This window comes from Pantoea sp. X-Soil-MYKO-1785, assembly GCF_059730675.1.
In genome coordinates this window covers 3,510,632-3,531,777 of sequence record NZ_AP036000.1, presented here as the reverse complement: position 1 = coordinate 3,531,777, position 21,146 = coordinate 3,510,632, and the positions used below count along the sequence as shown (strand labels likewise).

General features: G+C 59.0%; 18 protein-coding genes. 9 read left to right on the top strand and 9 right to left on the bottom strand.

Translation table 11 applies throughout. The features are described from left to right. Positions 1-7: 7 nt before the first annotated feature. Genes AC6I8D_RS16670 through AC6I8D_RS16660 form a run of 3 tightly spaced genes read right to left on the bottom strand, consistent with a single transcriptional unit; the run spans position 8 to position 2,835 of the window. Positions 8-1,294, bottom strand: a complete 1,287-nt coding sequence (locus tag AC6I8D_RS16670; RefSeq protein WP_031376522.1) for a TRAP transporter large permease — start codon at positions 1,292-1,294, stop codon at positions 8-10. Between the two features lie 13 nt (positions 1,295-1,307). Continuing rightward, a complete protein-coding gene (locus AC6I8D_RS16665; protein WP_031376523.1) occupies positions 1,308-1,814 on the bottom strand; it encodes a TRAP transporter small permease in 507 nt (168 codons plus the stop codon). Between the two features lie 49 nt (positions 1,815-1,863). Continuing rightward, positions 1,864-2,835 (bottom strand): TRAP transporter substrate-binding protein, encoded by a 972-nt coding sequence (locus AC6I8D_RS16660; RefSeq protein ID WP_312053084.1) that lies wholly within the window; start codon positions 2,833-2,835, stop codon positions 1,864-1,866. A 353-nt stretch (positions 2,836-3,188) separates the two neighbouring features. Between AC6I8D_RS16660 and exbB the strand changes: the two genes are divergently transcribed. The 3 genes from exbB to AC6I8D_RS16645 all read left to right on the top strand — a co-directional run bounded on the left by exbB (position 3,189) and on the right by AC6I8D_RS16645 (position 5,898). Next, positions 3,189-3,911: a tol-pal system-associated acyl-CoA thioesterase gene (exbB, locus tag AC6I8D_RS16655; protein ID WP_312053082.1), complete on the top strand. Its 723-nt coding sequence runs from the start codon at positions 3,189-3,191 to the stop codon at positions 3,909-3,911. Positions 3,912-3,917: 6 nt separating this feature from the next. After that, entirely contained in the window at positions 3,918-4,340 is a 423-nt protein-coding gene (gene exbD / locus AC6I8D_RS16650; protein WP_031376525.1) for a TonB system transport protein ExbD, read from the top strand. A gap of 235 nt (positions 4,341-4,575) precedes the next feature. After that, positions 4,576-5,898, top strand: a complete 1,323-nt coding sequence (locus AC6I8D_RS16645) for an MFS transporter (protein ID WP_497820497.1) — start codon at positions 4,576-4,578, stop codon at positions 5,896-5,898. On the opposite strand, the gene AC6I8D_RS16640 is transcribed toward AC6I8D_RS16645, so the two are convergent. From AC6I8D_RS16640 to AC6I8D_RS16620, 5 genes are read right to left on the bottom strand one after another with little or no spacing between them, the layout of a single operon-like run. Then, the gene (locus tag AC6I8D_RS16640) at positions 5,895-6,872 is read right to left on the bottom strand and encodes a Csu type fimbrial protein (RefSeq protein WP_312758569.1); all 978 of its coding nucleotides are present in this window, start codon (positions 6,870-6,872) and stop codon (positions 5,895-5,897) included. The genes AC6I8D_RS16645 and AC6I8D_RS16640 overlap by 4 nt on opposite strands. Beyond that, a complete protein-coding gene (locus AC6I8D_RS16635) occupies positions 6,869-9,316 on the bottom strand; it encodes a fimbria/pilus outer membrane usher protein (RefSeq protein ID WP_312758567.1) in 2,448 nt (815 codons plus the stop codon). Before AC6I8D_RS16635 ends, AC6I8D_RS16640 begins: the two co-directional genes overlap by 4 nt. A gap of 7 nt (positions 9,317-9,323) precedes the next feature. Then, the gene (locus tag AC6I8D_RS16630) at positions 9,324-10,022 is read right to left on the bottom strand and encodes a fimbrial biogenesis chaperone (protein ID WP_312053077.1); all 699 of its coding nucleotides are present in this window, start codon (positions 10,020-10,022) and stop codon (positions 9,324-9,326) included. Between the two features lie 27 nt (positions 10,023-10,049). Then, entirely contained in the window at positions 10,050-10,571 is a 522-nt protein-coding gene (locus AC6I8D_RS16625) for a Csu type fimbrial protein (RefSeq protein WP_497820496.1), read from the bottom strand. A gap of 16 nt (positions 10,572-10,587) precedes the next feature. Then, entirely contained in the window at positions 10,588-11,157 is a 570-nt protein-coding gene (locus AC6I8D_RS16620) for a spore coat protein U domain-containing protein (protein ID WP_312053073.1), read from the bottom strand. A 530-nt stretch (positions 11,158-11,687) separates the two neighbouring features. On the opposite strand from AC6I8D_RS16620, the gene AC6I8D_RS16615 reads away from it, so the two are divergent. From AC6I8D_RS16615 to AC6I8D_RS16605, 3 genes are all read left to right on the top strand, one after another. Further along, positions 11,688-13,766 (top strand): putative bifunctional diguanylate cyclase/phosphodiesterase, encoded by a 2,079-nt coding sequence (locus tag AC6I8D_RS16615; RefSeq protein ID WP_497820495.1) that lies wholly within the window; start codon positions 11,688-11,690, stop codon positions 13,764-13,766. 151 nt (positions 13,767-13,917) lie between these two features. After that, complete coding sequence (locus AC6I8D_RS16610; protein ID WP_312053071.1) at positions 13,918-16,053, top strand: putative bifunctional diguanylate cyclase/phosphodiesterase; 2,136 nt, start codon at positions 13,918-13,920, stop codon at positions 16,051-16,053. Between the two features lie 90 nt (positions 16,054-16,143). Beyond that, positions 16,144-17,556, top strand: coding sequence for an aminotransferase-like domain-containing protein (locus AC6I8D_RS16605; protein ID WP_312053070.1), 1,413 nt, complete (start codon positions 16,144-16,146; stop codon positions 17,554-17,556). Here AC6I8D_RS16605 and AC6I8D_RS16600 read toward each other — a convergent pair. After that, positions 17,535-18,017, bottom strand: a complete 483-nt coding sequence (locus AC6I8D_RS16600) for a YlaC family protein (protein ID WP_312053069.1) — start codon at positions 18,015-18,017, stop codon at positions 17,535-17,537. The genes AC6I8D_RS16605 and AC6I8D_RS16600 overlap by 22 nt on opposite strands. Positions 18,018-18,321: 304 nt before the next feature. Between AC6I8D_RS16600 and AC6I8D_RS16595 the strand changes: the two genes are divergently transcribed. The 3 genes from AC6I8D_RS16595 to AC6I8D_RS16585 all read left to right on the top strand — a co-directional run bounded on the left by AC6I8D_RS16595 (position 18,322) and on the right by AC6I8D_RS16585 (position 21,144). Next, positions 18,322-18,924, top strand: coding sequence for a cupin domain-containing protein (locus tag AC6I8D_RS16595; protein WP_031377796.1), 603 nt, complete (start codon positions 18,322-18,324; stop codon positions 18,922-18,924). 135 nt (positions 18,925-19,059) lie between these two features. Then, a complete protein-coding gene (locus AC6I8D_RS16590) occupies positions 19,060-20,127 on the top strand; it encodes an ABC transporter ATP-binding protein (RefSeq protein ID WP_312053068.1) in 1,068 nt (355 codons plus the stop codon). A gap of 15 nt (positions 20,128-20,142) precedes the next feature. After that, positions 20,143-21,144, top strand: a complete 1,002-nt coding sequence (locus tag AC6I8D_RS16585; protein ID WP_312053066.1) for an ABC transporter substrate-binding protein — start codon at positions 20,143-20,145, stop codon at positions 21,142-21,144. Positions 21,145-21,146: the final 2 nt, after the last annotated feature.

Genomic DNA, 21,146 nt, shown 5'->3' with positions numbered 1-21,146 from the left:
GTTGACGCTACATCACGCCCATCAGGCGCGGTAACCAGAGGGAGATGGCCGGAATATAGGTAATCAGCATCAGCACAATAAACAGCATGCCGTAAAACGGCAGCATCGCGCTGACCACCTGTTCGATCTTCTGCTTGCTGACCGCACTGGCGACAAACAGTACCGTACCAACCGGCGGGGTGATCAGGCCGATCCCGAGGTTGGTCAGCATGATCATGCCGAAGTGAACCGGATCGATGCCCAGTGTCGTCGCGACCGGCAGCAGCACCGGCGTGAGGATCAGAATCAGCGGTGCCATATCCATCAGCGTACCGACCACCAGCAACAGAATGTTGATGCACATCAGAATCACATACTTGTTGTCCGACAGGCTGGTAAACGCTTCAGTGATCAGGGTCGGCAATTGCATAAAGGTCATCACCGCGCCAAACCCGGCGGCGAAGGCGATCAGCACCATCACGATGGTGACGGTTTTAATGGTGCGGAACAGCAGGATATGCAGCTGGTTCCATTTAAAGTCACGATAGATAAACATCGTTACGAAGAAGGCCCAGATACAGGCAATCGCCGCAGACTCCGACGCGGTGAAAATACCGGACAGAATCCCGCCCATAATGATCACCACGGTGAACAGGCCCCAGAACGCATCAAAGAAGATCTTCAGCGCCTGACGAAACGGGATCCGCTCGCCTTTCGGGTAGCCGCGTTTACGGGCAAAACCGAGGCACATTATCATCAGACAGCCACCTAGCATCAGGCCAGGTAAGATTCCGGCGACAAACAGCGACGAGATGGTGACCAGCCCGCCGGTGGCCAGCGAGTAGATTACTGAGTTATGACTTGGCGGGGTTAATACCGCCTGCACCGAACCGCTGGCGGTAACGGCGGCGGCGAAGTCACGCGGATAGCCTTTCTCTTCCATCTGCGGAATCATCACCGAGCCGATCGAGGCGGTATCGGCCACCGATGAGCCGGAAATCGCGCCGAAGAAGGTTGAGGCGACGATATTCACCAGCGACAGGCCGCCGCGGATGAAGCCGACAAAGATGTAGGCGAAATTGACCAGCCGTCGGGCGATGCCGCCTTCAGCCATGATCGCCCCGGCGAGAATAAAGAACGGAATGGTCAACAGCGAGAATTTGTTAATGCCGTTGGTAATCTGAATCACCACCGCTTCCAGCGGCAGATCGATCCACCAGGCGCCGATAAAGGCGCTCAGGCCGACCGCAAACGCCACCGGAAAACCCACCAGCAGCAACGCCAGCAAACTGCCTAATAAAATCAATGCGTCCATCTTCTGCTCCGGATTAGTGGGTGCCGCCCAGCGTGACAATCGGCCGCTGGCTTTGATCGCCGGTCAGCAATCGCTCAACAACAAACAGCAGGGTAAAGAGCGCGCCAATCGGGATCGGCAGATACATCTCGCCATAGGTAACGGCGGGTAGCGAAGCCAGCGACTGCACCCACATCGCCTCACACAGGCTATAACTGGCCTGAAAGATTACCAGGCAGGTGATAATCATCAGCAGATCGCAGACCCGCAGCAGCAGACGCTGCAGGGCAGGTGACAGCCGATCGGTCATCATTGAGACACAGATATGGGTGCCGGCGCGTAAGCCGACCGGCGCGCCGATAAAGGTAAAAATGATCATGCAGATAATGGCGACCGGTTCCGGCCAGGAGAGCGCGCCGTTCATTACGTAGCGGGCAAAAATTCCGATCGGGATCACCGTCACCATAATCATCAGCGCCACGGCGGCAACCAGCATGCACAGCAGATAGAGCCCATCCATCAGACGCGTATAAGCAGCCATAATTGATACCTGATTAAGCACGCCACACGGCAGTGTGGCGCGGGAAGGGTTATTTCACGTCAGCGATCCGGGTCATCAGATCCTGGTATTTACCGCCAAACTGATCGCGCACCGGCTGGGTGGCCTTGACGAAATAGTCGCGGTCAGTTTGCTGGAAGGTGACGCCGCCCGCTTTCATTTTCGCGATCGACTGTTCGGTATAGGTTGCCCACAGCTGACGCTCTTCATCCTGCGCCTCTTTACCGAGTTTCTTCAGCAGCGCCTGATCCTCAGGCTTGAGACGATCCCAGGCGCGTTTCGAGAACAGAATCATCTCTGGCTGAATGAAGTGGCCGCTCAGGGTGTAGTACTTCGCGACTGGCATATAGTTATGGGCGACGAAGGTCGGTGGGTTATTCTCGGTGCCATCAACCACGCCGGTCTGCATGGCGCTGAACACTTCGCTGACGCCCATCGCCACCGGGTTGGCGCCCATCGCTTTCAGCGTCGCCAGGGAGATGGCGCTGTTCTGCACCCGGATCTTCATGCCTTTCAGATCCTCGGGCTTCGCCAGCGGTTTTTTGGTGATCATGTTGCGTTCACCGGCGTCGGTCCAGCCGAGAAACACCATCCGGGCGTTGGGATCTTTATCGAATTTATCGGCAATCTCTTTGCCGATTTCACCATCCAGCACTTTGTGCATATGATCGACGTCGCGGAAAATATAGGGCAGCGTCAATACGCTGGTTTCCGGCGCAATGCTGGTGACCGGTGCCAGCGAGACGCGGATCATATCAATTGCGCCCAGCTGCACCTGCTGCAGGGTCTGATCCTCATCGCCCAGCACACCGCCAGCATAGAGCTTCATCTCCAGCCGTCCATCGGTTGCCTGCTTAAGTTTGTCGCCCATGTGTTGCAGGGCCACCACGGTGGGGTAGCCAGCAGGCTGCACTTCTGCCACTTTAATCACCTGTGCCGAGGCGGTGGCGCTCACCATCATTGCCGCCAGGGCACATGCCAGGCGTGTTTGGGTCATTCTCATTATGTTGTCTCCAGCAGAGGAAGGGCGGCGCTCAGGAATCCGGCGTGTGTAGCAAGGGGCCGCGTGCAGCCAGCATAGTGAAAACTGCCGCTGGAAAAATGCGGCAATGCTGATTGAATGAATGAGATCACATTTTGAAACGTTGTTTTAATAAATTTTCATGCAACATCACATTTTCGAAACGAACCTGCAACCTCGGGTGATATTGACGGCGTGGCAGGGCAGAGCGGGTGCCAGATTTTGTAAATACTAATGAGAACGACTATCAATTCGCCGTTATTTTGCTATTATTCGCGCTTGTCTTGCATCCCTGTAGATGAAGTTGGAGAAGCAGCGTGGTAGCCAGTGATTTGATGCAAACGGACCTCTCCGTTTGGGGCATGTATCAACATGCCGATATCGTGGTAAAAGTGGTCATGATTGGCCTGTTATTGGCCTCAGTGGTGACCTGGGCGATCTTCTTCGGCAAATATGCCGAACTGAGCGCCGCTAAACGTCGCCTGAAGCGTGAGCAACTGGCGCTGGGTGAAGCCCGCAATCTGAATGACGCCGCCCGCATTGCCCAGGCGTTCGCCGCGCACAGCCACAGCAGTGTGCTGCTGAACGACGCGCAGAACGAACTTGAGCTCTCCACTGGCGTTGAAGATACCAACGGCATTAAAGATCGTACCAGCTTCCGCCTTGAGCGCCGCGTTGCCGCCTTTAGCCGCCATGCCGGCCGGGGCAACGGCTTCCTGGCGACTATCGGGTCGGTCGCGCCGTTTATCGGTCTGTTCGGCACCGTGTGGGGCATCATGAACAGCTTCATCGGCATCGCCAAAACCCAGACCACCAATCTCGCTGTCGTTGCACCGGGTATCGCGGAAGCGCTGCTGGCAACGGCAATTGGCCTGGTGGCAGCGATTCCGGCGGTGGTGATCTATAACGTCTTTGCCCGCATGATCGCTAACTACAAAGCCTCGCTCGGTGATGTGGCGGCGCAGGTGCTGCTTTTACAGAGCCGTGATATTGACCTGGGAAACGTCGCCACTGACGTTCCGCGTCCAGCGGCGACCCAGAAACTGCGCTTAGGGTAAGCTGTTATGGCAATGCGATTAAACGACGACCTGGAAACAGATGGCGAAATGCATGAGATCAACGTGACGCCGTTTATCGACGTGATGTTGGTTCTGCTGATCATCTTCATGGTGGCGGCACCGCTGGCAACTGTCGACGTGCGCGTTAATCTGCCTGCTTCCACCAGCGCCCCGCAGCCGCGGCCGGAAAAACCGGTTTACCTGTCGATCAAGGCCGATAAACAGCTTTATGTCGGTAACGATCAGGTGACGCCGGAATCGCTGGTCAGCGTGCTGACCGGTCAGACCGGCGGCAACAAAGAAACCACCATTTTCTTCCAGGCGGACAAGTCGGTGGATTACGAAACGCTGATGAGCGTGATGGATCAACTGCGAACCGCCGGCTATCTGAAAATTGGTCTGATGGGCATGGAAACCGTGAAGAAATAGCGGCTTAACCGGCACAGAGAGAAGGCGGCTGACTCAGCCGCCTTTTTTATTGCCTCAGCCAGACCAGACGAAATCAGGCGAACCGGCTGTTGCACCGATCGGTTATGCTGCTGAAACAGTCCTGTTAATTGGTTGTTACCACTCAACACAGTTTTGTAAAGTGCAATGGTGAGCCCGCTCACATTAATGCCGCCTCAGGCGGGCTAAAACGGCTAAAAAACTTCAGGAAGCCGTTATGAGTCACACCCCGTCTTTACAAAAGTCGCCCAAAAGCGCGGCCAGAACCATCTTCAACGTTACCAGCGGTAACTTTCTCGAAATGTACGACTTTATGGTGTTTGGCTATTACGCCACCGCCATTGCCAAAACCTTTTTCCCGGGCGACGACCCGTTCGCCTCACTGATGTTAACGCTAATGACCTTTGGTGCCGGCTTCCTGATGCGTCCGCTCGGGGCGATCATTCTGGGGGCCTACATTGACCATCATGGCCGCCGCAAAGGTCTGCTGCTGACGCTGGGTCTGATGGCGATCGGCACCCTGACCATTGCGCTGGTGCCTGGCTACGCCACACTGGGCGCGGCGGCACCGATACTGATCCTGCTCGGCCGCTTACTGCAGGGCTTCTCGGCAGGCGTTGAGCTGGGCGGCGTCTCGGTCTATCTGGCGGAAGTGGCGCCAGAAGGACGCAAAGGGTTCTTTGTCAGCTGGCAATCCGGCAGTCAGCAGGTTGCGGTCATTTTTGCCGCGTTGCTCGGCCTGGCGCTGAATCATCTGCTGGCGAAAGAGGCGGTCACCGAGTGGGGCTGGCGCATTCCGTTTGTGGTCGGCTGCCTGATCGTGCCGTTCCTGTTCTATATCCGCCGGATGCTGGAAGAGACCGAAGCGTTCAGCCAGCGTAAACACCATCCGCGGATGACCGAGATTATGCGTTCGGTGGCCAGTAACTGGGCGCTGGTGCTGGCGGGGATGCTGATGGTGGTCACCACCACCGTGATGTTCTACATGATCACCGCGTTTACGCCGACCTTCGGCAAAACGGTGCTGATGATGAGCGATAAGCAGGCGTTCCTGGTGACGCTGTGCGTCGGCATCTCTAACCTGATCTGGCTGCCGCTGATGGGATCGCTGTCAGACCGCATCGGCCGTCGCCCGCTGCTGATCGTCTTTACCCTGCTGATGATTGCCACCACCTGGCCGGTGCTGCACTGGCTGGTGGGATCGGCCAGCTTCGCTCACCTGCTGGAAGCGGAACTGTGGCTGTCGTTTCTCTACGCCAGCTATAACGGGGCGATGGTGGTGTATCTGGCGGAAATCATGCCCGCCGAGGTGCGCGCCGCCGGTTTCTCTATGGCTTACAGCCTGGCGACTGCGCTGTTTGGCGGCTTTACCCCGGCGATTTCCAGCTACCTGATCCACGCCACCGGCGACAAAGCGATGCCGGGCGTCTGGCTGACCTTCGCCGCCGTCTGTGGCTTAATCGGTACGCTGCTGATTGGCCGGATGGTGAAGCAGTATCAGGCGCGCCACAGCGGTGCACCGGTCAGCGCCTCGCTCTAAAATGACAAATCCACCACCACGCTGTCGCTGTAGTTTCCGGCCGGCGGCGTGTTCTGGCTGGTCAGGACCCGCGCGGTGTAGTTAAAGCCGCGCGTCAGTCCATCTGCCGACACCGCCGACGAGGTGGTGCTGCTCCAGCGTTCAGTCCCGCCCGGTCCCCAGCGATTGCTGGTGGTGCTTTTGTAGATCTCATAGCTCAGTCGATTTGCGCCACTCGCCATGTTCCTGACGCTACCGACCGGATAGCTGCCGTTGCTCAGGCCGACGGTATAGGTGCTGCCTTTGCTGCACAGTACGTTGATGGTCTGTGACACGCTGGAGAAGCTGCCGACCAGTGGCGCACTGCCAAAGCTGATATTCGGCGCGGTAATGGTGGTGCAGTCATTGGTCAGGATCGCCGTGACGGTAATCGGAATCACCCCGCTGCCGGTCTGTTCGCTTAAACAGAGATTACCGATCGCGATACTGGTACAGATGCGGTAGGTGACCGCCATATTCAGCGTCACCTGATAGGTGCCCGCCGCGACCACCTGACCGGGCACGGTGCGCAGATAGACTGGAATCGCGAAGTTCAGGCTGCCGAGCAGGCCAGCCAGGTTGATCAGGGTTTGCGAACCATAGACAAACGGGGTGCCACCGACCGTCAGTTCAGTGGCGCAGGCGCTGTCGGTACAGAGCCGGACCGGCACATTATCGCTGCCGGTATCACCGCTGCGCTTCAGCGTGCCGCGGGTGCCGTTACTGTTAGTGGCACCGGTCAGCTGAAAGGTGATCTGGTTATTGCCCAGCAGCGACAGCGCCGCACCGGCGCCACAGTTGACGTTGGCGTTGGTAGTGACAGCGCTGACGGTGCTATTGGCGACAAAGGTGGTGACGGAGCCGAAGCTGGCCGTGGAGGCGGGCAGGGCGCAAGCGGCGTAGCCGAATGACGGCAGCAGCAACAACAGGCCGGCTAATAGCAGACGATTTATCATGGTGAGTTTCCGGTAGTAAAAGCATCAGCAGGATGGGCGGCGCTGCCAGCCGCCGCTGCCGGCAGCGCGCAGGTCAATGGCCCATAGGTTCTCAGCGCCTGCGGCTGACCGCCGGCAATTTGCAGTTCGGTATCACAGTGGCGGCCATCCGGCGTCACGACCTGTATCGGATTGCTGGCGGTCAGATCTTCCATCCAGACAATGCCATCCCAGCCGACATATTCGGTGGGGTGATTGGGGCGCTGCACCAGGCTGGATACCGGCAACGGCTGGCCCTGCGCATCGTGCAGGATCACGCTGGCGGAGCGCAGTTTTTCCACCGGGAAGTTGAGCAGATAACCGCTCTGACGTTTCACGGCAAAACGCTGCTCTACCCGCGGGGTGGTCATATCGGCGGGCAGGTCGAGGGTATCGATATCATATTTGGCCGGATAGTAGCTGCTGATCGACGGCACCAGCAGATAGCCCTGCTGATTGGTGCGGCCCATCGACTGGTTCTCGTAACGGACCGTGACGTCGGGATAGTTGGTTTTGACCAGCACAAAGGCGTCGTTAATCTCATTGGCGATAAACAGACTGTTGTCCATCAACACCAGCGCGCCGGAGAGGTCAGCCCACTGGGTGGTGTTGTCATCATCGCCATAAAAGCCCGCCGAGGTATCGATCTGATTGTTGCGATAGCGCAGGCTGCCCTGACGATAATCCCCGCTGTCGCCGCTCTGATTGGCCCACGAAGCGTCCCAGGCGATGCCGCCGTCACTGGGCATTGCGCGTGAGACATAGAGCCGCTGATTATCGCGCCCCAGCTGGTCGCGTTCGGTGCTGATGGCGGCACTGCCCTGTTCGCCGAACGGGATCACCAGCGAAATAGCCCCGGTCCAGCTTTTTTCCTGCTGATCGCGGCTGGCTGAAACATAGAGGCTGCTGTTACCCCACAAATTTTTACTCCACGAGAGGTTCCATAACCGGGTGCGATCGCCGCGGCCACCGGTGATGTCGATATAGGCCGCGCCGACGCTGCCGAAGCGGTTGAGCGACACGCTGGCGCTGTACTGAGCGCTGCGGCGCGACAGTGCATAGCTGCTGCCGGCGTCGGTGCCAGCGCGGCTGCCGACCAGCGCCAGATTGCCGAAGTCACGGCTGCGCTGGGTGTGCTGGGTGCCGAGGTTAAACCAGCGGTTGTTGTACTGATATCCCCAGCTGTACTGCGTGCCGGTCTGGCCGTCGAGCTGGCTTTGCGCCACTGCACCATTCACCACACCCCAGCTGCCGACGCGCAGCAGCCCGCCGACACCGCCCATCGCCAGGCTGTCGCTTCCTTCCGCGTGGCTCTCCAGCGTCAGCCAGTCGGTCATGCCATAACGATAAGACCCGCTGGCCGCCGCCGCGCCATAATCGAAATTCTTTATCCCGTAGTTCTGACGGATCGCCCCGGCTGAAAAGGCGTAGTCGGACAGACCCGACTTCAGCAGGCTGCTGGAAACATAAAACGGCAGGGTGGTGGTAATGCGCCGGCCAACTGCATCGGTGGTGGTGATCACCGCATCGCCCGCGCCATTGACGAACGGCACGTTGGTCAGTGACCACGGCCCAGGCTGCACATTGGCCTGGCTGGAACGATAGCCGTTAATAAACAGATCGACGGTCGAGGGCACGGCGGCCTGGCCGGAAAAGGCGGGCAGCGGATAGGTCACCAGATCGGGACGGACGCTAAAGTCACGGCCAATCCGGACGCCGCCCAGCCGCACGCTGTTACTCCAGGCCAGTGAGTCGGTCACCAGGTCGCCGACCTGCCAGCTGATCGCCGCATTTTCGTTTTCATTGCTCCACCAGCTGTCGTAGCGGATATAGCCGTCATCCTGATAGCTGTTGCTGCCCTCCAGCTGCTGCTGCCAGACGCCATTACTGGAGAACTGTCCGGCCGCGCCAAACAGCCGCAGCTCGTTCCAGGCGGAAAGGCGGGTGCCGGTGTTATCGGTCCGGCTGGCATAGAGATCGTAATTGATCAGCGCGCCACTGCTGGTGCGGCCGGGGTAGCGCGGTCCGTTTTGCGCCTCGCCAATCACCTGACCCGGCAGCCAGCCGGGCGGCACGGTGAGCAGCAGGCGTTGCCGCGCATCGTCATACTCCACTTTGACCTGCGGCAGCGCGCTGACGTCGATTTGTGGCTGCTGGCCCAGCTTATCCAGCGGCAGACCGGCGCGCTGCAGGTCGCCACTGCGCAGCCAGAAATGGCCGTCACGCTGCTCAACCGTCACGATGTCACCGCGCGCCTGCTGGTTAACCACCAGCTCCAGCATATATTGCTGGCCGTTACCCTGATTTTGCAGGCTGGGCGGCGGCGGCAGGGATGAGTAAGTTTCCGCCAGCGTGCTACCCGACGTCAGACAGTAGAGAACGCTGGCAACCGCCAGCGTACAGCGATGGAGGGGAAAAGGTTTCATCCGGCGCTTACTTTAGGGCAGCGCTGCGCCACGGGTTCTTGTTCACCTCCGCCACCAGTTCACCGTTGACCGCCGCGTTCAGCGGCCAGCGATAGGTGCTGTTAGCCAGCACGTAACCGTATAAGCCTTCGCCCAGCTTGCGGCCGCCGATACTGACGTTACTGAGACGGGCATGCCCGTTGCCGCGGTTGGTCAGCTGTAACCAGCGTTTGCCGCCTTCGCTGAGCGTCTGCCAGCTGAGGTCGGGGTGCGCACTGTCGGTGTTCAGTCCATCGCCATAGACAAACAGCGGCACCGAATAGCGCATCTGGAAGGTCAGGCCGGCCTGGTTTTCGCCCGGCTGGCGCGGCGTCGGGATCTCATCCAGCACCACCCGATAGGCCAGCTCCTGACCGGCAGCCGGCGGGGTCTGCTTGATCAGCCGGACCAGCTGCTTCTGGCCGGGCTCCATCCGCACCATCGGTGGACTGGCGACCACCTGCTGCTGCGTCTGGTACTGCTCCTGGCCATTGACCTGCTGCCAGCTGAAGACCCGAACCTGCATCATGGTGGTGGTGTTGCCGCGATTCTCCAGCCACAACTCGCTGGCCTTCTCCGCCGGGTTGATGGCCGGATCGATCGGCCAGATCATCACCGAGTTGGCGGCAAAGGCCGGCGGCAGCAAGCTGGTGCCGATCAGTAATAGCAGGGCGCGCAGTGACTTCATCGTGGTTTCCTTGTTGTTGATATCGCCTCACCAGCTCAGGGTGACGGTCAGAGTGTCGCTATAGACGCCGGCGCGCGCGGTACCCGGCAGTTGTAGCTGGCCATAAATCGGCAGCGTAATGTTATTGGCATTGCTGTAGCTCAGCGGCACCGCCTGATTCACCGGAATCACCGTGGTGCGGCTGGCGTTGCTGTAAAGCGTATAAGGAACGGTATTGCTGAAGTTCGGCAGTTTCAGGTTGCGCGTCGTGGTGTAGTTATTGCCCTGATTAATGCTCATGCTCAGCGTGGTGCCTGGCGTGCAGGCGAGGTTGAGGGTGGTGCTTTGCACATAGCTGGCGCTGACAACGCTGGTTGCCACCCCCGACTGGGAGCCAAAATTGAGCGTGCCAAAAACGCCGGTATTGGTACCGGATATCACGCAGCCTGCCACAATCGAAGCGGTTACCTGGAATGTGCTGGTCGGCAGACTCCAGGCGCTAACGCTCCATATCAGCAGGGACAGACCGCGTACAATCGTCAGGCAGGACCGCGTGACAGCCACCCACATTCACCCGCGAATGCAGTTAATAGTTCACGGCGACGTTAATGGTATCGGTGTAGGTGCCCGCCGGGATCAGCGGATTGAAACCACCGCCGATGACCCGACCGTAAATGGCATAGTTTGTGCCTAAGGTCGGATCGGTGGTGCCGCTGGCGGCAATTGGCGTGTTATTGGCAATCGCCGTGGTAAAGGAGGCATCGCTATACAGCGTATAGGCGATTCCCTGGGCGTTATCAGAACCCAGAACCAGATAGCGCGGTGAAGTGGAGGCCGTACCATAGACGGTGGCGGGCGCAGTATTACTGCTGGTAACCACCACGTTATAGTCCTGACCGGTGGTGCAACGGACGAAGATGCCGTTACCCGCCGCGCCGACCAGCGTGGCGTTCAGGGTATCAAAGGTTGCCGCGCTGCTACCGAAGTTTAAGGTACCGAAATTAACCCCGGCGGTGGCTGACTGACCGTTAACCAGACAACCGGTGGTCAGCGTCAGGGTCGCATTGATGGTTCCCGAGGTGGTCGCCGCCAGCGTTAATGACGGAAGTGCTGTGGAGATGCCCGCAGCGGCCAAAAGAAAAAGCTTGAGTTTCATAATCATTCCTTACCGATTATCCAGAGTCAGTGCTTTTTCACCCGGTGTTAATTTAACGGTTCAACCCAAAATAAAGAAAATAATCACAATGATGTAAGTAATGCCAGCGTCCTGAGAAACATCGCTGACTTAAGCTAAATGATTTATATCAGTTTTATTTACTATAGAACAGTTAAAGCGTCACGCTAATTACGCGCAGTTATTTTTCATTAATCAAATTGCCTTCAGCGCCGATAACCCAGTAACAGCAAGGCGTGACAGCGAGAAAGGAAAACGAAAATCATAATTTTCCTGCCCTCTATCGTCCTTTCTGCTTCGGTGATATGTTCTTGCACCAATCAGACAAAATAACGTTTTACTGCTCAACAGCAGCCAGTGATAACCGGCTGCCCTGAGCAGGTCGCGCGTTGCCAGGACGTCAAGACAACATCAACCCTGGCGCTAAATAACTTTCACCCACGGGTGTTTTCAGAATGTTTTTTCAGGCTTTACACAGTGCCCGTTTACCAGCGGGTGGTGAGGAGTTACACATGCTACAGGTCTCCTGGGATGGCGTTCTGGTCTGCGCTTCGCTGATCGTCGCGTTTATTGCTGCTTTCACTGCGCTGGACACGGCGGGGCGGGTGGCGGCGTCCCGTGGCTGGTGCGCCCGGCTCTGGCTGCTGGTGAGCGGAACCGCGATGGGCATTGGCGTCTGGGCGATGCACTTCATCGGCATGCTGGCGATGATGATGCCGATGACGCTGCGTTACGACGTCCGGCTGACCATTATCTCGCTGCTGGTGGCGATTATCGCCTCAATGCTGGCGTTTAGTCAGACGGTCAGCGGAGCCGAGCTGACCCGGCGTCGACTGCTGCGCGGCAGCCTGATCCTCGGCGCGGGCATGGTGGTAATGCACTATCTTGGCATGCATGCGTTGCTGATTTCGCCGCAGCCCGGGTGGAACCGGCCGCTGGTGGCGCTGTCGATGCTGATTGCGTTTGTCGCGTCCGGCGTCGCGCTGTGGCTGGCGTTTCATCTGCGGCAGGGAGAATACAACCTGCTGATCATGCGCGGGCTGGCGTCGCTGGTGATGGGGGTTGCCATCGCCGGGATGCACTATGTTGGCATGGCCGCGGCGCAGTTCAGTCACCTCAGCGCCATGCAGCATCACGGGGTCAGCAATCAGGGGCTGGCGGTGTGGGTCACCCTGATTACGCTCACCATTTTGGGCGTCACCCTGCTGAGTTCGATGCTGGATGCACAGCTACGCGCCGCGCGGCTGACCGCCAGGCTTAACCGGGCTAATCAGGAGCTGCGCCAGCTGGCGATGCATGACACCCTGACAGCGCTGCCCAATCGGGTGATGCTGGAGCAACAGCTGGATCTGGCGATTAAGCAGGCCACGCTGAATGACAGCCACTTTGCGGTGATCTACATGGATCTCGACGGCTTCAAGGCGGTCAACGATAGCTGGGGACATCACGTCGGCGATCGGTTACTGATTGCGGTGGCGGAACGGCTGCGCAATCAGCTCAGCGAGGCGATACTGCTGGTACGCCTCGGCGGCGATGAGTTTGTGCTGATGGCGGAAGGTTACGATGTCAGCGCCGCTACCCAACTGGCGCAACAGCTGGTGCGGGTGATTGATGTCACTTTTGAGCTTGACCGCTACTCGCTGCACGTGTCGCTCAGCGCCGGTATCGCTATCTTCCCGCGGCACGGTCGCAACAGGCAGGAGCTGCTGTTGAATGCTGACTCGGCGATGTACCACACCAAACATAACGGACGCAACGGCTGGTGCCTGTTTGAACCGGCGATGAGCGCCGCGACCCAGCATCAGCTTGAGCTGGCGAACGATCTGTGGAAAGCGATTGAACGCCAGGAGATGCGGCTGTTCTATCAACCTAAATTTCGCTCCAGCGGCAGCCTGCTGATGGGCTTCGAGGCGCTGCTGCGCTGGCAGCATCCGCTGCGCGGCTTGCTGATGCCAGACCTGTTTTTGCCGCGGGCGGAAAAGACCGGCCAGATTGTTGCGCTCGGTAACTGGGTGATTAATGAAGCCTGTCGTCAGCTGAAGATCTGGCATAATCAGGGGCACAGCGACTGGACCGTCTCGGTAAATCTGTCAGCCCTGCAGTTTCATCAACGCGATCTGCTGACGACCATCAGCCAGGCGCTGGCGCACCATCAACTCCCGGCGGGCGCGCTGATGCTGGAGATTACCGAGGCCATCGCCATGCGCGATCCGCTCTTCAGTCAGCAGCGTATTGGTGAATTACAGCAGGCTGGCGTCAGTGTGGCGATCGATAACTTTGGTATCGGCTACGCTAACCTGCTGCATCTGAAACATCTGGATGCCAGTGAGCTGAAAATTGACCGCAGCTTTATCAACTGTCTGCGACCCGACAGCGAAGATGCTACGGTGGTGACCGCGATGCTGACGCTGGCTCAAAGCCTGAATCTGCGGATGGTGGCGGAGGGGGTCGAGACGGAAGAGCAGCAGCGCTTACTGACCGGCCTCGGATTTGACGCCCTGCAGGGGTACCTGCTGGGCAAGCCGACCCCGGCCGATCGGGTCGGCGAATTCAGCCTGCCGACGCCGGTGCCCCGGCTGAGCGGCGCATGACGATAGGTTTTAACGCCTGAACAAATCGGAAACATGTATCGTGACGGGTTAATTAACCCGCAGGTGCTGCCGATAATGTATACAACACCACAATCCCTGATTCTTACTCCTACTACCCAGCTGCTGGCACGGCTTTTCTCGGGAATGCACTATGTTAGTGACCTCATACGACTCTTTTATCGTCATCGTTTCGATTCTTGTTGCGATGCTTGCTTCGTTTACCGCATTAGACATGGCGGGACGGGTGGTGCATTCAACCGGCAAAGTAGCGCTGGTATGGCTGTTCGGCGGCGGTTTTGCCATGGGCATCGGCATCTGGGCGATGCATTTCATCGGCATGCTGTCGATGAATATGGAAATGGTGATGAGCTACAACGCCGGGCTCACGGCTTTTTCGGCTGGCATTGCGGTTTGCGCCTCTATTTTTGCGCTGTGGCTGGTGTGCAACGGTGATTTGCCGTTACCGCGGTTAATGGGTGGTGCGCTGATCCTCGGCAGCGGCGTGGTCGCCATGCACTATACCGGCATGGCGGCGTTGATGTTCTCACCGGGTATTGTCTGGAACTGGCACTGGATCGCCGTGTCGGTGGTCATCGCGCTGGCGGCTTCCGGCGCGGCGCTGTGGCTGGCCTTTAACCTGCGCGAAGGCCAGACCGGCCGGGTGACGCTGTTGCGTATCGGCGCCTCGGTGGTAATGGGCGCGGCGATTGCCGGCATGCACTACACCGGCATGATGGCGGCAGAGTTTCCGCTGCACAGCCACCCGACCACCCACGGCGTCAACAGTAACTGGCTGGCGATTCTGGTCACGGTAGTTACCATCTCAATCCTCGGCATTACGCTGCTGGTGTCGATGCTGGATGCCCGCATGCAGGCGCGCACCTCGATTCTGGCCAGTTCGCTGGCGGAGGCGAACCGCGAACTGGCCCAGCTGGCGCTGCACGATAACCTGACCCGCCTGCCGAACCGCATCCTGCTGGAGGATCGGCTGGAGCAGGCGATCAACAAGGCGAATCGGGAGCAGACGCAGTTTGCGCTGATGTTTATGGATCTGGATGGCTTTAAGGCGGTCAACGACGCCTTTGGCCACCATATTGGCGACAATCTGCTGATAGGCGTCACCGAGCGGATGAGCCAGCAAATGAACGGCTACTACACCCTGGCGCGACTGGGCGGCGATGAGTTTGTGCTGCTGATTGAGATTGACGATCCCAACGATGCGGCTGCGGTCGCCGATAAGCTGGTGAAAGCGGTCGATCGTCCATTTGATATCTCGCGTTATGAACTGGTGGTGTCGCTCAGTATCGGGATTGCGGTCTATCCGGGCGACGGCGAGGATGAACGTGAACTGATGTTCAACGCCGATGCAGCGATGTATCACACCAAAAACAACGGACGTAACGGCTACACCTTCTTCCAGCCGTCGATGAACCTGCTGGCACAGAGCCAGCTACAGCTCAATAACGATCTCTGGCAGGCGCTGGATAACCACGAGCTGCGCCTGTTCTATCAGCCTAAATATTGTGCGCCGCGCGGGCCGATCCTCGGTTTTGAAGCGCTGCTGCGCTGGCAGCATCCGCAACGCGGTTTGCTGACGCCGGACCAGTTTTTACCGATGGCGGAGAAAACCGGGATGATCGTCGGCATCGGCAACTGGGTGATCAACGAAGCCTGCCGCCAGCTGCGACAGTGGCACCTGCAGGGCCACCCGCACTGGTCGGTGGCGGTGAATCTCTCGGCGCTGCAGTTTGAACAGAGCAACCTGGTGGAGACCGTCACCCGGGCGCTGGCGCAGCATGAGATCCCGCCAGAGCTGCTGACGCTGGAGGTGACCGAAACCACCGCTATGCGCGATCCTGATGAAAGCGTGCGTATCCTGACCGAGCTGACCAAGCTTGGCGTGAAAGCCTCGATTGATGACTTTGGCACCGGCTATTCCAGCCTGCTTTACCTGAAACGTTTACCGGCCAGCGAGCTGAAGATCGATCGGGCGTTCGTCAATGAGCTGCAGCATCACAGCGAAGATGCCACCATCGTTTCGGCGATTGTGGCGCTGGCGCAGTCGCTGCAGCTGAAAGTGGTGGCGGAAGGGGTGGAAACGCCTGAGCAGCAGGCCTTTCTCACCAGCCTCGGCTGTAACACCCTGCAGGGCTATCTGCTGGGTAAGCCGATCCCGCCTGACCGGGTCAACGAACTGGCTAATTTTGTCGGCGATGAAAAAGTGGCGATCGGCACGGCGCAGACGCCGGATGGATCGCCGTTAGCGGTCCAGGGTGTATCAGCCTGACGTGGCGCGGGTAAGATAAGTGGCAAGCCCGGCCTGTCATTAACCGTTGTGCATGGTAAAGTCTCGCGGGTAGAAAAGGAGAGGCGACCCGTGGCGAAATACCAGCGATTGATGGATGAGATTCAGCAGCAGATAGAGGCCGGCATCTGGTTGCCTGGCACCCGTTTACCCTCGTTGCGCCAGCAGGTTGCGCAGCAGGGGCTTAGCCTGATGACGGTGCTGCACGCCTACGAGCTGCTGGAGAGTCAGGGCTGGATCGTCTCCCGGCCACAGTCTGGTTACTACGTCGCGCCGCGTGCCTTAGCGCCAGCACCGCTCAGCGTCACCATCAGTGAGCAGGTCGATATCAACGACTTTGTGTTTGATGTGCTGCAGGCGACCCGCGATCCGGCCATCGTTCCTTTTGGTTCCGCCTTTCCCGATCCCGCACTGTTTCCGCAACGCCAGTTGATGCGATCGCTGGCCAACGTCTCCCATCAGCTGACGCCGACCGATGCGCTGCACAATCTGCCGCCCGGCAACGCCACTCTGCGGCAGCTGCTGGCGCAACGCTATGCGCGACAGGGGATTACCCTGTCGCCGGATGAGATCGTCATTACCAGCGGCGCGCTGGAGGCGCTTAACCTCAGCCTGCAGTCGTTAACCGAGCCGGGCGATTATGTGGTGATTGAGCAGCCGAGCTTTTATGGCGCATTACAGGCGATTGAGCGGCTGAAGCTCAAGGCACTGGCGATTCCGGTTGATGCGCAGACCGGTATCGATCTGCTGCAGCTGGAAGAGGCGCTGCAGCGCTGGCCGGTCAAAGCGTGCTGGCTGATGACGACGCTACAGAACCCGCTGGGCGTCACCCTGTCTGCCGAGCGCAAGCAGCAGCTGGTGGCACTGCTGGCGCGTTACCAGGTGCCGATGATTGAAGATGATGTCTATGCTGAACTCTGGGCAGGCGACACGCCGCCGCTGCCCGCTAAAGCCTGGGATCGTCAGGGCAACGTGCTGCACTGTGGCTCGTTCTCAAAGTCGCTGGTGGCCGGATTCCGCGTTGGCTGGGTGGCGGCCGGCCAGCATGCGCAGCGTATTCAGCGTCTGCAACTGATGAGCACCCTCTCTACCAGCGCGCCGATGCAGCTGGCGCTGGCCGACTTCCTCGCCACCCGACGTTACGACACCCACCTGAAACGGCTGCGACAGATTCTGGCGAAGCGCCAGCAGATGGTGCGTCAGGCATTGCTGAAAGTGTTGCCGCCGCAGGCGACGCTGAGCGAAGCGCGCGGTGGCTATTTCCTGTGGGTGACGCTGCCGGACAGCATCAACACCACCCAGCTGTATCAGCAGGCGCTGGCGCAGGGGATCAGTATTGCACCGGGGCAGTTATTTTCGGCGGGGGAGCAGTTCAGTCACTGCTTTCGACTCAATACCGCCTGGCCGTGGGATACGCGAGCCGAGGCGGCGATTGAAACGCTGGGTAAGCTGATGGCGCAGGGTCAGACGCGCGCCGCTTCCTGATGTCCCCAGGTCAGGTAGTAGACATCATAAAAATCGACTTCGCCTTTTTGCGTCAGCAGGCGCTGGATACCGCTTTTAACCCGCTCTGGCGTCTCCGGCAGCGACAGGATACGTGACACCGCGTGCTCGGGAACCGGCTGAACGTAATACCATTCACCGTTGTAGCAGACGCGCAGATCGAGCGCATCGATATCTTCGAAACGGTATTTAGGATTGATATCCAGCAGCATCAAAAAGCTCATCACCAGCACGAACGCGGTGGCAAACCAGAAGGCCGGCCAGCCGAGCATCTCAGTGGTGAAGATCAGCGCGACGCACAGGCCATAGCACAGGTACATCACCGCCCACAGACCGGGATGGTTTTTCAGAAATGAGAGGCTAAAGCGCGGCCGATTGTCGCGACGTTCTTCGCGGTTAAGCGTGGCGATCTCATCGATCAGGATTTGTTTAATGGCGTCCATTTTTTTACCTCACTGTCATCTGTTAGCGATTAGAACAGATAACAGTCAAGAATATCAGAAACAGATTTGTGCACTTTTTATATAACAGTTGCCCTCATCACTGCGCCCGCCGCCTGACATTTTGCAACAATTTCGTGCAGTGATAACCACCATCCTCAACCGCTGTGCTATGGCGTCGCAACATTGTTAACGACACATTTGGCTTTAGTTAGCAATATCAGTTAATTATGTTAATTGTGCTGGCTGGCGCACATTGCATTGTGGCCGGGCTTTGCCACACTTAGAAAAAAACCGGAGAACCTGTATGACTGTTCAATCCTCCAGTCTGATGTTGCTGATGTCGTTCGCCGCGGGCACCTTCTCTGCCGGGGCTTCTGACAATCCCCAGCACCTGATGCTCGCCAGCCCGTCGGGCGGCGTGCCAAATAACCCGTTACCCCTGATTATCTGGCCGCGCGTGGCGCCGGATGAAGAAGAGGATATCGCTGCGTGGTTTGAAACCACCTTCGGACAACACGGCTGGCCGCCAGCCTGGCGCTATCCGATCTTTCCCTATACCCATTATCACCCGAATACCCACGAACTGCTGGGTGTGGCGGCGGGCTGGGCAGAAGTGCTGTTTGGCGGTGACAGCGGCCGGATGGTGACGCTGCGTGCCGGTGATGCGGTACTGATCCCGGCGGGCGTCGGCCACAGGCAGGTCAGCGCCAGCGAAGATTTCCTCGTGGTTGGCGCTTATCCGCAAGGCATGTCACCGGAAACGCTGCGGGATGAGCCAGCGAAGCTGAAAACGTCGCAGGCGCAGGTCAAAAACGTTCCGCTGCCGCATCAGGACCCGTTTACCGGCAAAGAGGGCGCCATGACCGATATCTGGCAGCCGATTGCCGCGCTGACCGCACAGCAATAAGCCAGCAACGGCGGCGTATGCCTCCCGGAGTGTAACCGCCCGTTCGGCTGCCATCATCAGGCCTGACTGTCACCGGGCTGTCATCAAACTGTCGTAACGTTTTGCCCGGAACGTTAACGGCAGGGGCAGAGTAAGATGGCGGCAATTTCGTTAACCGGACTGCACAAAGCCTTCGGGGCGCAGCCGGTACTGGATGCGATTTCGTTACAGATTAACCAGGGCGAGTTTGTCGCGGTTCTCGGGCCGTCGGGCTGTGGCAAAACCACGCTGCTGCGGCTGCTGGCGGGTTTTGAAACCCTCGACAGCGGTGAAATCAGCATCGGTGAGCGGCGGGTGGCGGCTGACGGACTGCATCTGCCGCCGGAAGCGCGCAATCTCGGCGTGGTGTTTCAGAACTACGCTTTATGGCCGCATATGACGGTGGCGGAAAACGTCGCCTACAGCCTGAAGGTCAACGGCGTGGCACGCGCCGAACGCCAGCTGCGCACCAGCCAGGCCCTGACGCTGGTCGGGCTGGAACGCTTCGCCGCTCGCCGGCCGGCCGACCTCTCTGGCGGCCAGCGCCAGCGCGTGGCACTGGCCCGCTGCCTGGTGGCGCGGCCTACGCTGGTGCTGCTGGATGAGCCGCTGGCCAATCTGGATGTTCACCTGCGCGCCACCATGGAAGAGGAGTTCCGCCGCTTCCACCGCCACAGTGGTGCCACCTTACTCTATATCACCCACGACCAACGCGAAGCGATGGCCTTAGCCGACCGCATCGTGGTGCTCGATCACGGCAAAGTGATGCAGTTCGCCACGCCGCAAACCCTGTGGCGCGAACCGGCTAACGAGATGGTCGCCACCTTTATTGATGAAGGACGGGTACTGCCGGTCAGCGATATTGAACCGCTCGATCCGGGCAAGGCGACCGCCACGCTGTGCGGGCTGCGGGTGTTGCTGCGCTGCTCGCTTCAGCAGCGTCCGCTACCGCACGGCAAAGCCAGCTTCCATAACGTCAGTTTCCGCCTGGCGGATAGCGGTGAACGTCAGTTTGCCGCCCGCGTCGAGCGGATTATCTTCCGCGGCGGCTACCACCAGATCAATCTGCGTCCCCTCAATCAACCGGATGTCAGCCTGTCGCTGACGCTTAACGATGCTGCATTACTGGCGGTGGATGACACCGTCGGCGTCGCCGTCGATGACGGCTGGATTCTTCCTGCATAAAGGGTTTCAGACACCATGAAAACGGCTTTTCGCACCTCGCTGCACGCGCTGTTGTTGTTATCGGGCCTCACGGCCGCATCCCTGTCGCTGGCGGCGGACGCGCCCGGCGGCAAGCTGGTGATCTACACCTCTCAGGCCCCTGAAATTGCGCAACAGACCATCGACGCGTTTAAGGCCGCTTACCCGGCGGTTGAGGTGGAGTGGACCCGCAACGGCACCACCCAGCTGATGAACGTACTGCACACCGAGATGATGAGCGGCCAGGTCAAACCTGATGTGCTGCTGGTGGCCGACGCGATCAATCTTGGCGCGCTCAAGAAAGAGGGCCAGCTTTATGCCTGGCAGGATGCGCCGGTCAGCCAGCTTAATCCCGCCTATTACGATGCGGATAAAACCTTCTTCGGCACCAAAATCATCGCCACGGTAATCGCTTACAACACCCAGCGCGCCAAACCGGTCACGAGCTGGAAAGCGCTGGCGGTGGCAGAAAATAAAGGCCAGATTGCGGTGCCGAGTCCGCTCTACTCCGGCGCGGCGCTGTACAAGCTGCACACTGACATCAACACCCCGTCTATCGGCTGGGAATTCTATCAGCAGCTGGCCGCCATCGGCATCGCGCCGCAGGGCGGCAACGGACCGGCGCTGAAAGCGGTCGCCAGCGGCATGGACAAGTATGGGGTGATCACCGACGCCGATATTATCCGCGCCAGAAAGCAGGGCTCGCCGATCGATCTGGTCTATCCACAGGAGGGCGTTTCCTACGTCACCGAACCGGTGGCGATCATGAAGTCGGTGCATAACCTGCCGGCCGCCAAAGCGTTTGTTACCTTTATGCTGTCGGAAGCGGGTCAGCAGCTGGTGGCGAAGCAGGGCAACCGGCCGGTCGATCCGCGGGTAGCGGCCCCTGAAGGTTTTGCGCCGATTGATCAGATCAAACTGCTGACCCCGGACGTGGCGAAAGCGGTGGCCGATGACGCCGCGGTACGTGAAACCTTTAGCGAACTGTTTGGTGGCTGACG

Excerpts from the sequence above, each read along its gene's own strand:
- AC6I8D_RS16670 (WP_031376522.1), bottom strand. The coding sequence starts at position 1,294 with ATGGACGCATTGATTTTATTAGGCAGTTTGCTGGCGTTGCTGCTGGTG.
- AC6I8D_RS16665 (WP_031376523.1), bottom strand. The coding sequence starts at position 1,814 with ATGGCTGCTTATACGCGTCTGATGGATGGGCTCTATCTGCTGTGCATG.
- AC6I8D_RS16660 (WP_312053084.1), bottom strand. The coding sequence starts at position 2,835 with ATGAGAATGACCCAAACACGCCTGGCATGTGCCCTGGCGGCAATGATG.
- exbB (WP_312053082.1), top strand. The coding sequence starts at position 3,189 with ATGCAAACGGACCTCTCCGTTTGGGGCATGTATCAACATGCCGATATC.
- exbD (WP_031376525.1), top strand. The coding sequence starts at position 3,918 with ATGGCAATGCGATTAAACGACGACCTGGAAACAGATGGCGAAATGCAT.
- AC6I8D_RS16645 (WP_497820497.1), top strand. The coding sequence starts at position 4,576 with ATGAGTCACACCCCGTCTTTACAAAAGTCGCCCAAAAGCGCGGCCAGA.
- AC6I8D_RS16640 (WP_312758569.1), bottom strand. The coding sequence starts at position 6,872 with ATGATAAATCGTCTGCTATTAGCCGGCCTGTTGTTGCTGCTGCCGTCA.
- AC6I8D_RS16635 (WP_312758567.1), bottom strand. The coding sequence starts at position 9,316 with ATGAAACCTTTTCCCCTCCATCGCTGTACGCTGGCGGTTGCCAGCGTT.
- AC6I8D_RS16630 (WP_312053077.1), bottom strand. The coding sequence starts at position 10,022 with ATGAAGTCACTGCGCGCCCTGCTATTACTGATCGGCACCAGCTTGCTG.
- AC6I8D_RS16625 (WP_497820496.1), bottom strand. The coding sequence starts at position 10,571 with ATGTGGGTGGCTGTCACGCGGTCCTGCCTGACGATTGTACGCGGTCTG.
- AC6I8D_RS16620 (WP_312053073.1), bottom strand. The coding sequence starts at position 11,157 with ATGAAACTCAAGCTTTTTCTTTTGGCCGCTGCGGGCATCTCCACAGCA.
- AC6I8D_RS16615 (WP_497820495.1), top strand. The coding sequence starts at position 11,688 with ATGCTACAGGTCTCCTGGGATGGCGTTCTGGTCTGCGCTTCGCTGATC.
- AC6I8D_RS16610 (WP_312053071.1), top strand. The coding sequence starts at position 13,918 with ATGTTAGTGACCTCATACGACTCTTTTATCGTCATCGTTTCGATTCTT.
- AC6I8D_RS16600 (WP_312053069.1), bottom strand. The coding sequence starts at position 18,017 with ATGGACGCCATTAAACAAATCCTGATCGATGAGATCGCCACGCTTAAC.
- AC6I8D_RS16595 (WP_031377796.1), top strand. The coding sequence starts at position 18,322 with ATGACTGTTCAATCCTCCAGTCTGATGTTGCTGATGTCGTTCGCCGCG.
- AC6I8D_RS16590 (WP_312053068.1), top strand. The coding sequence starts at position 19,060 with ATGGCGGCAATTTCGTTAACCGGACTGCACAAAGCCTTCGGGGCGCAG.
- AC6I8D_RS16585 (WP_312053066.1), top strand. The coding sequence starts at position 20,143 with ATGAAAACGGCTTTTCGCACCTCGCTGCACGCGCTGTTGTTGTTATCG.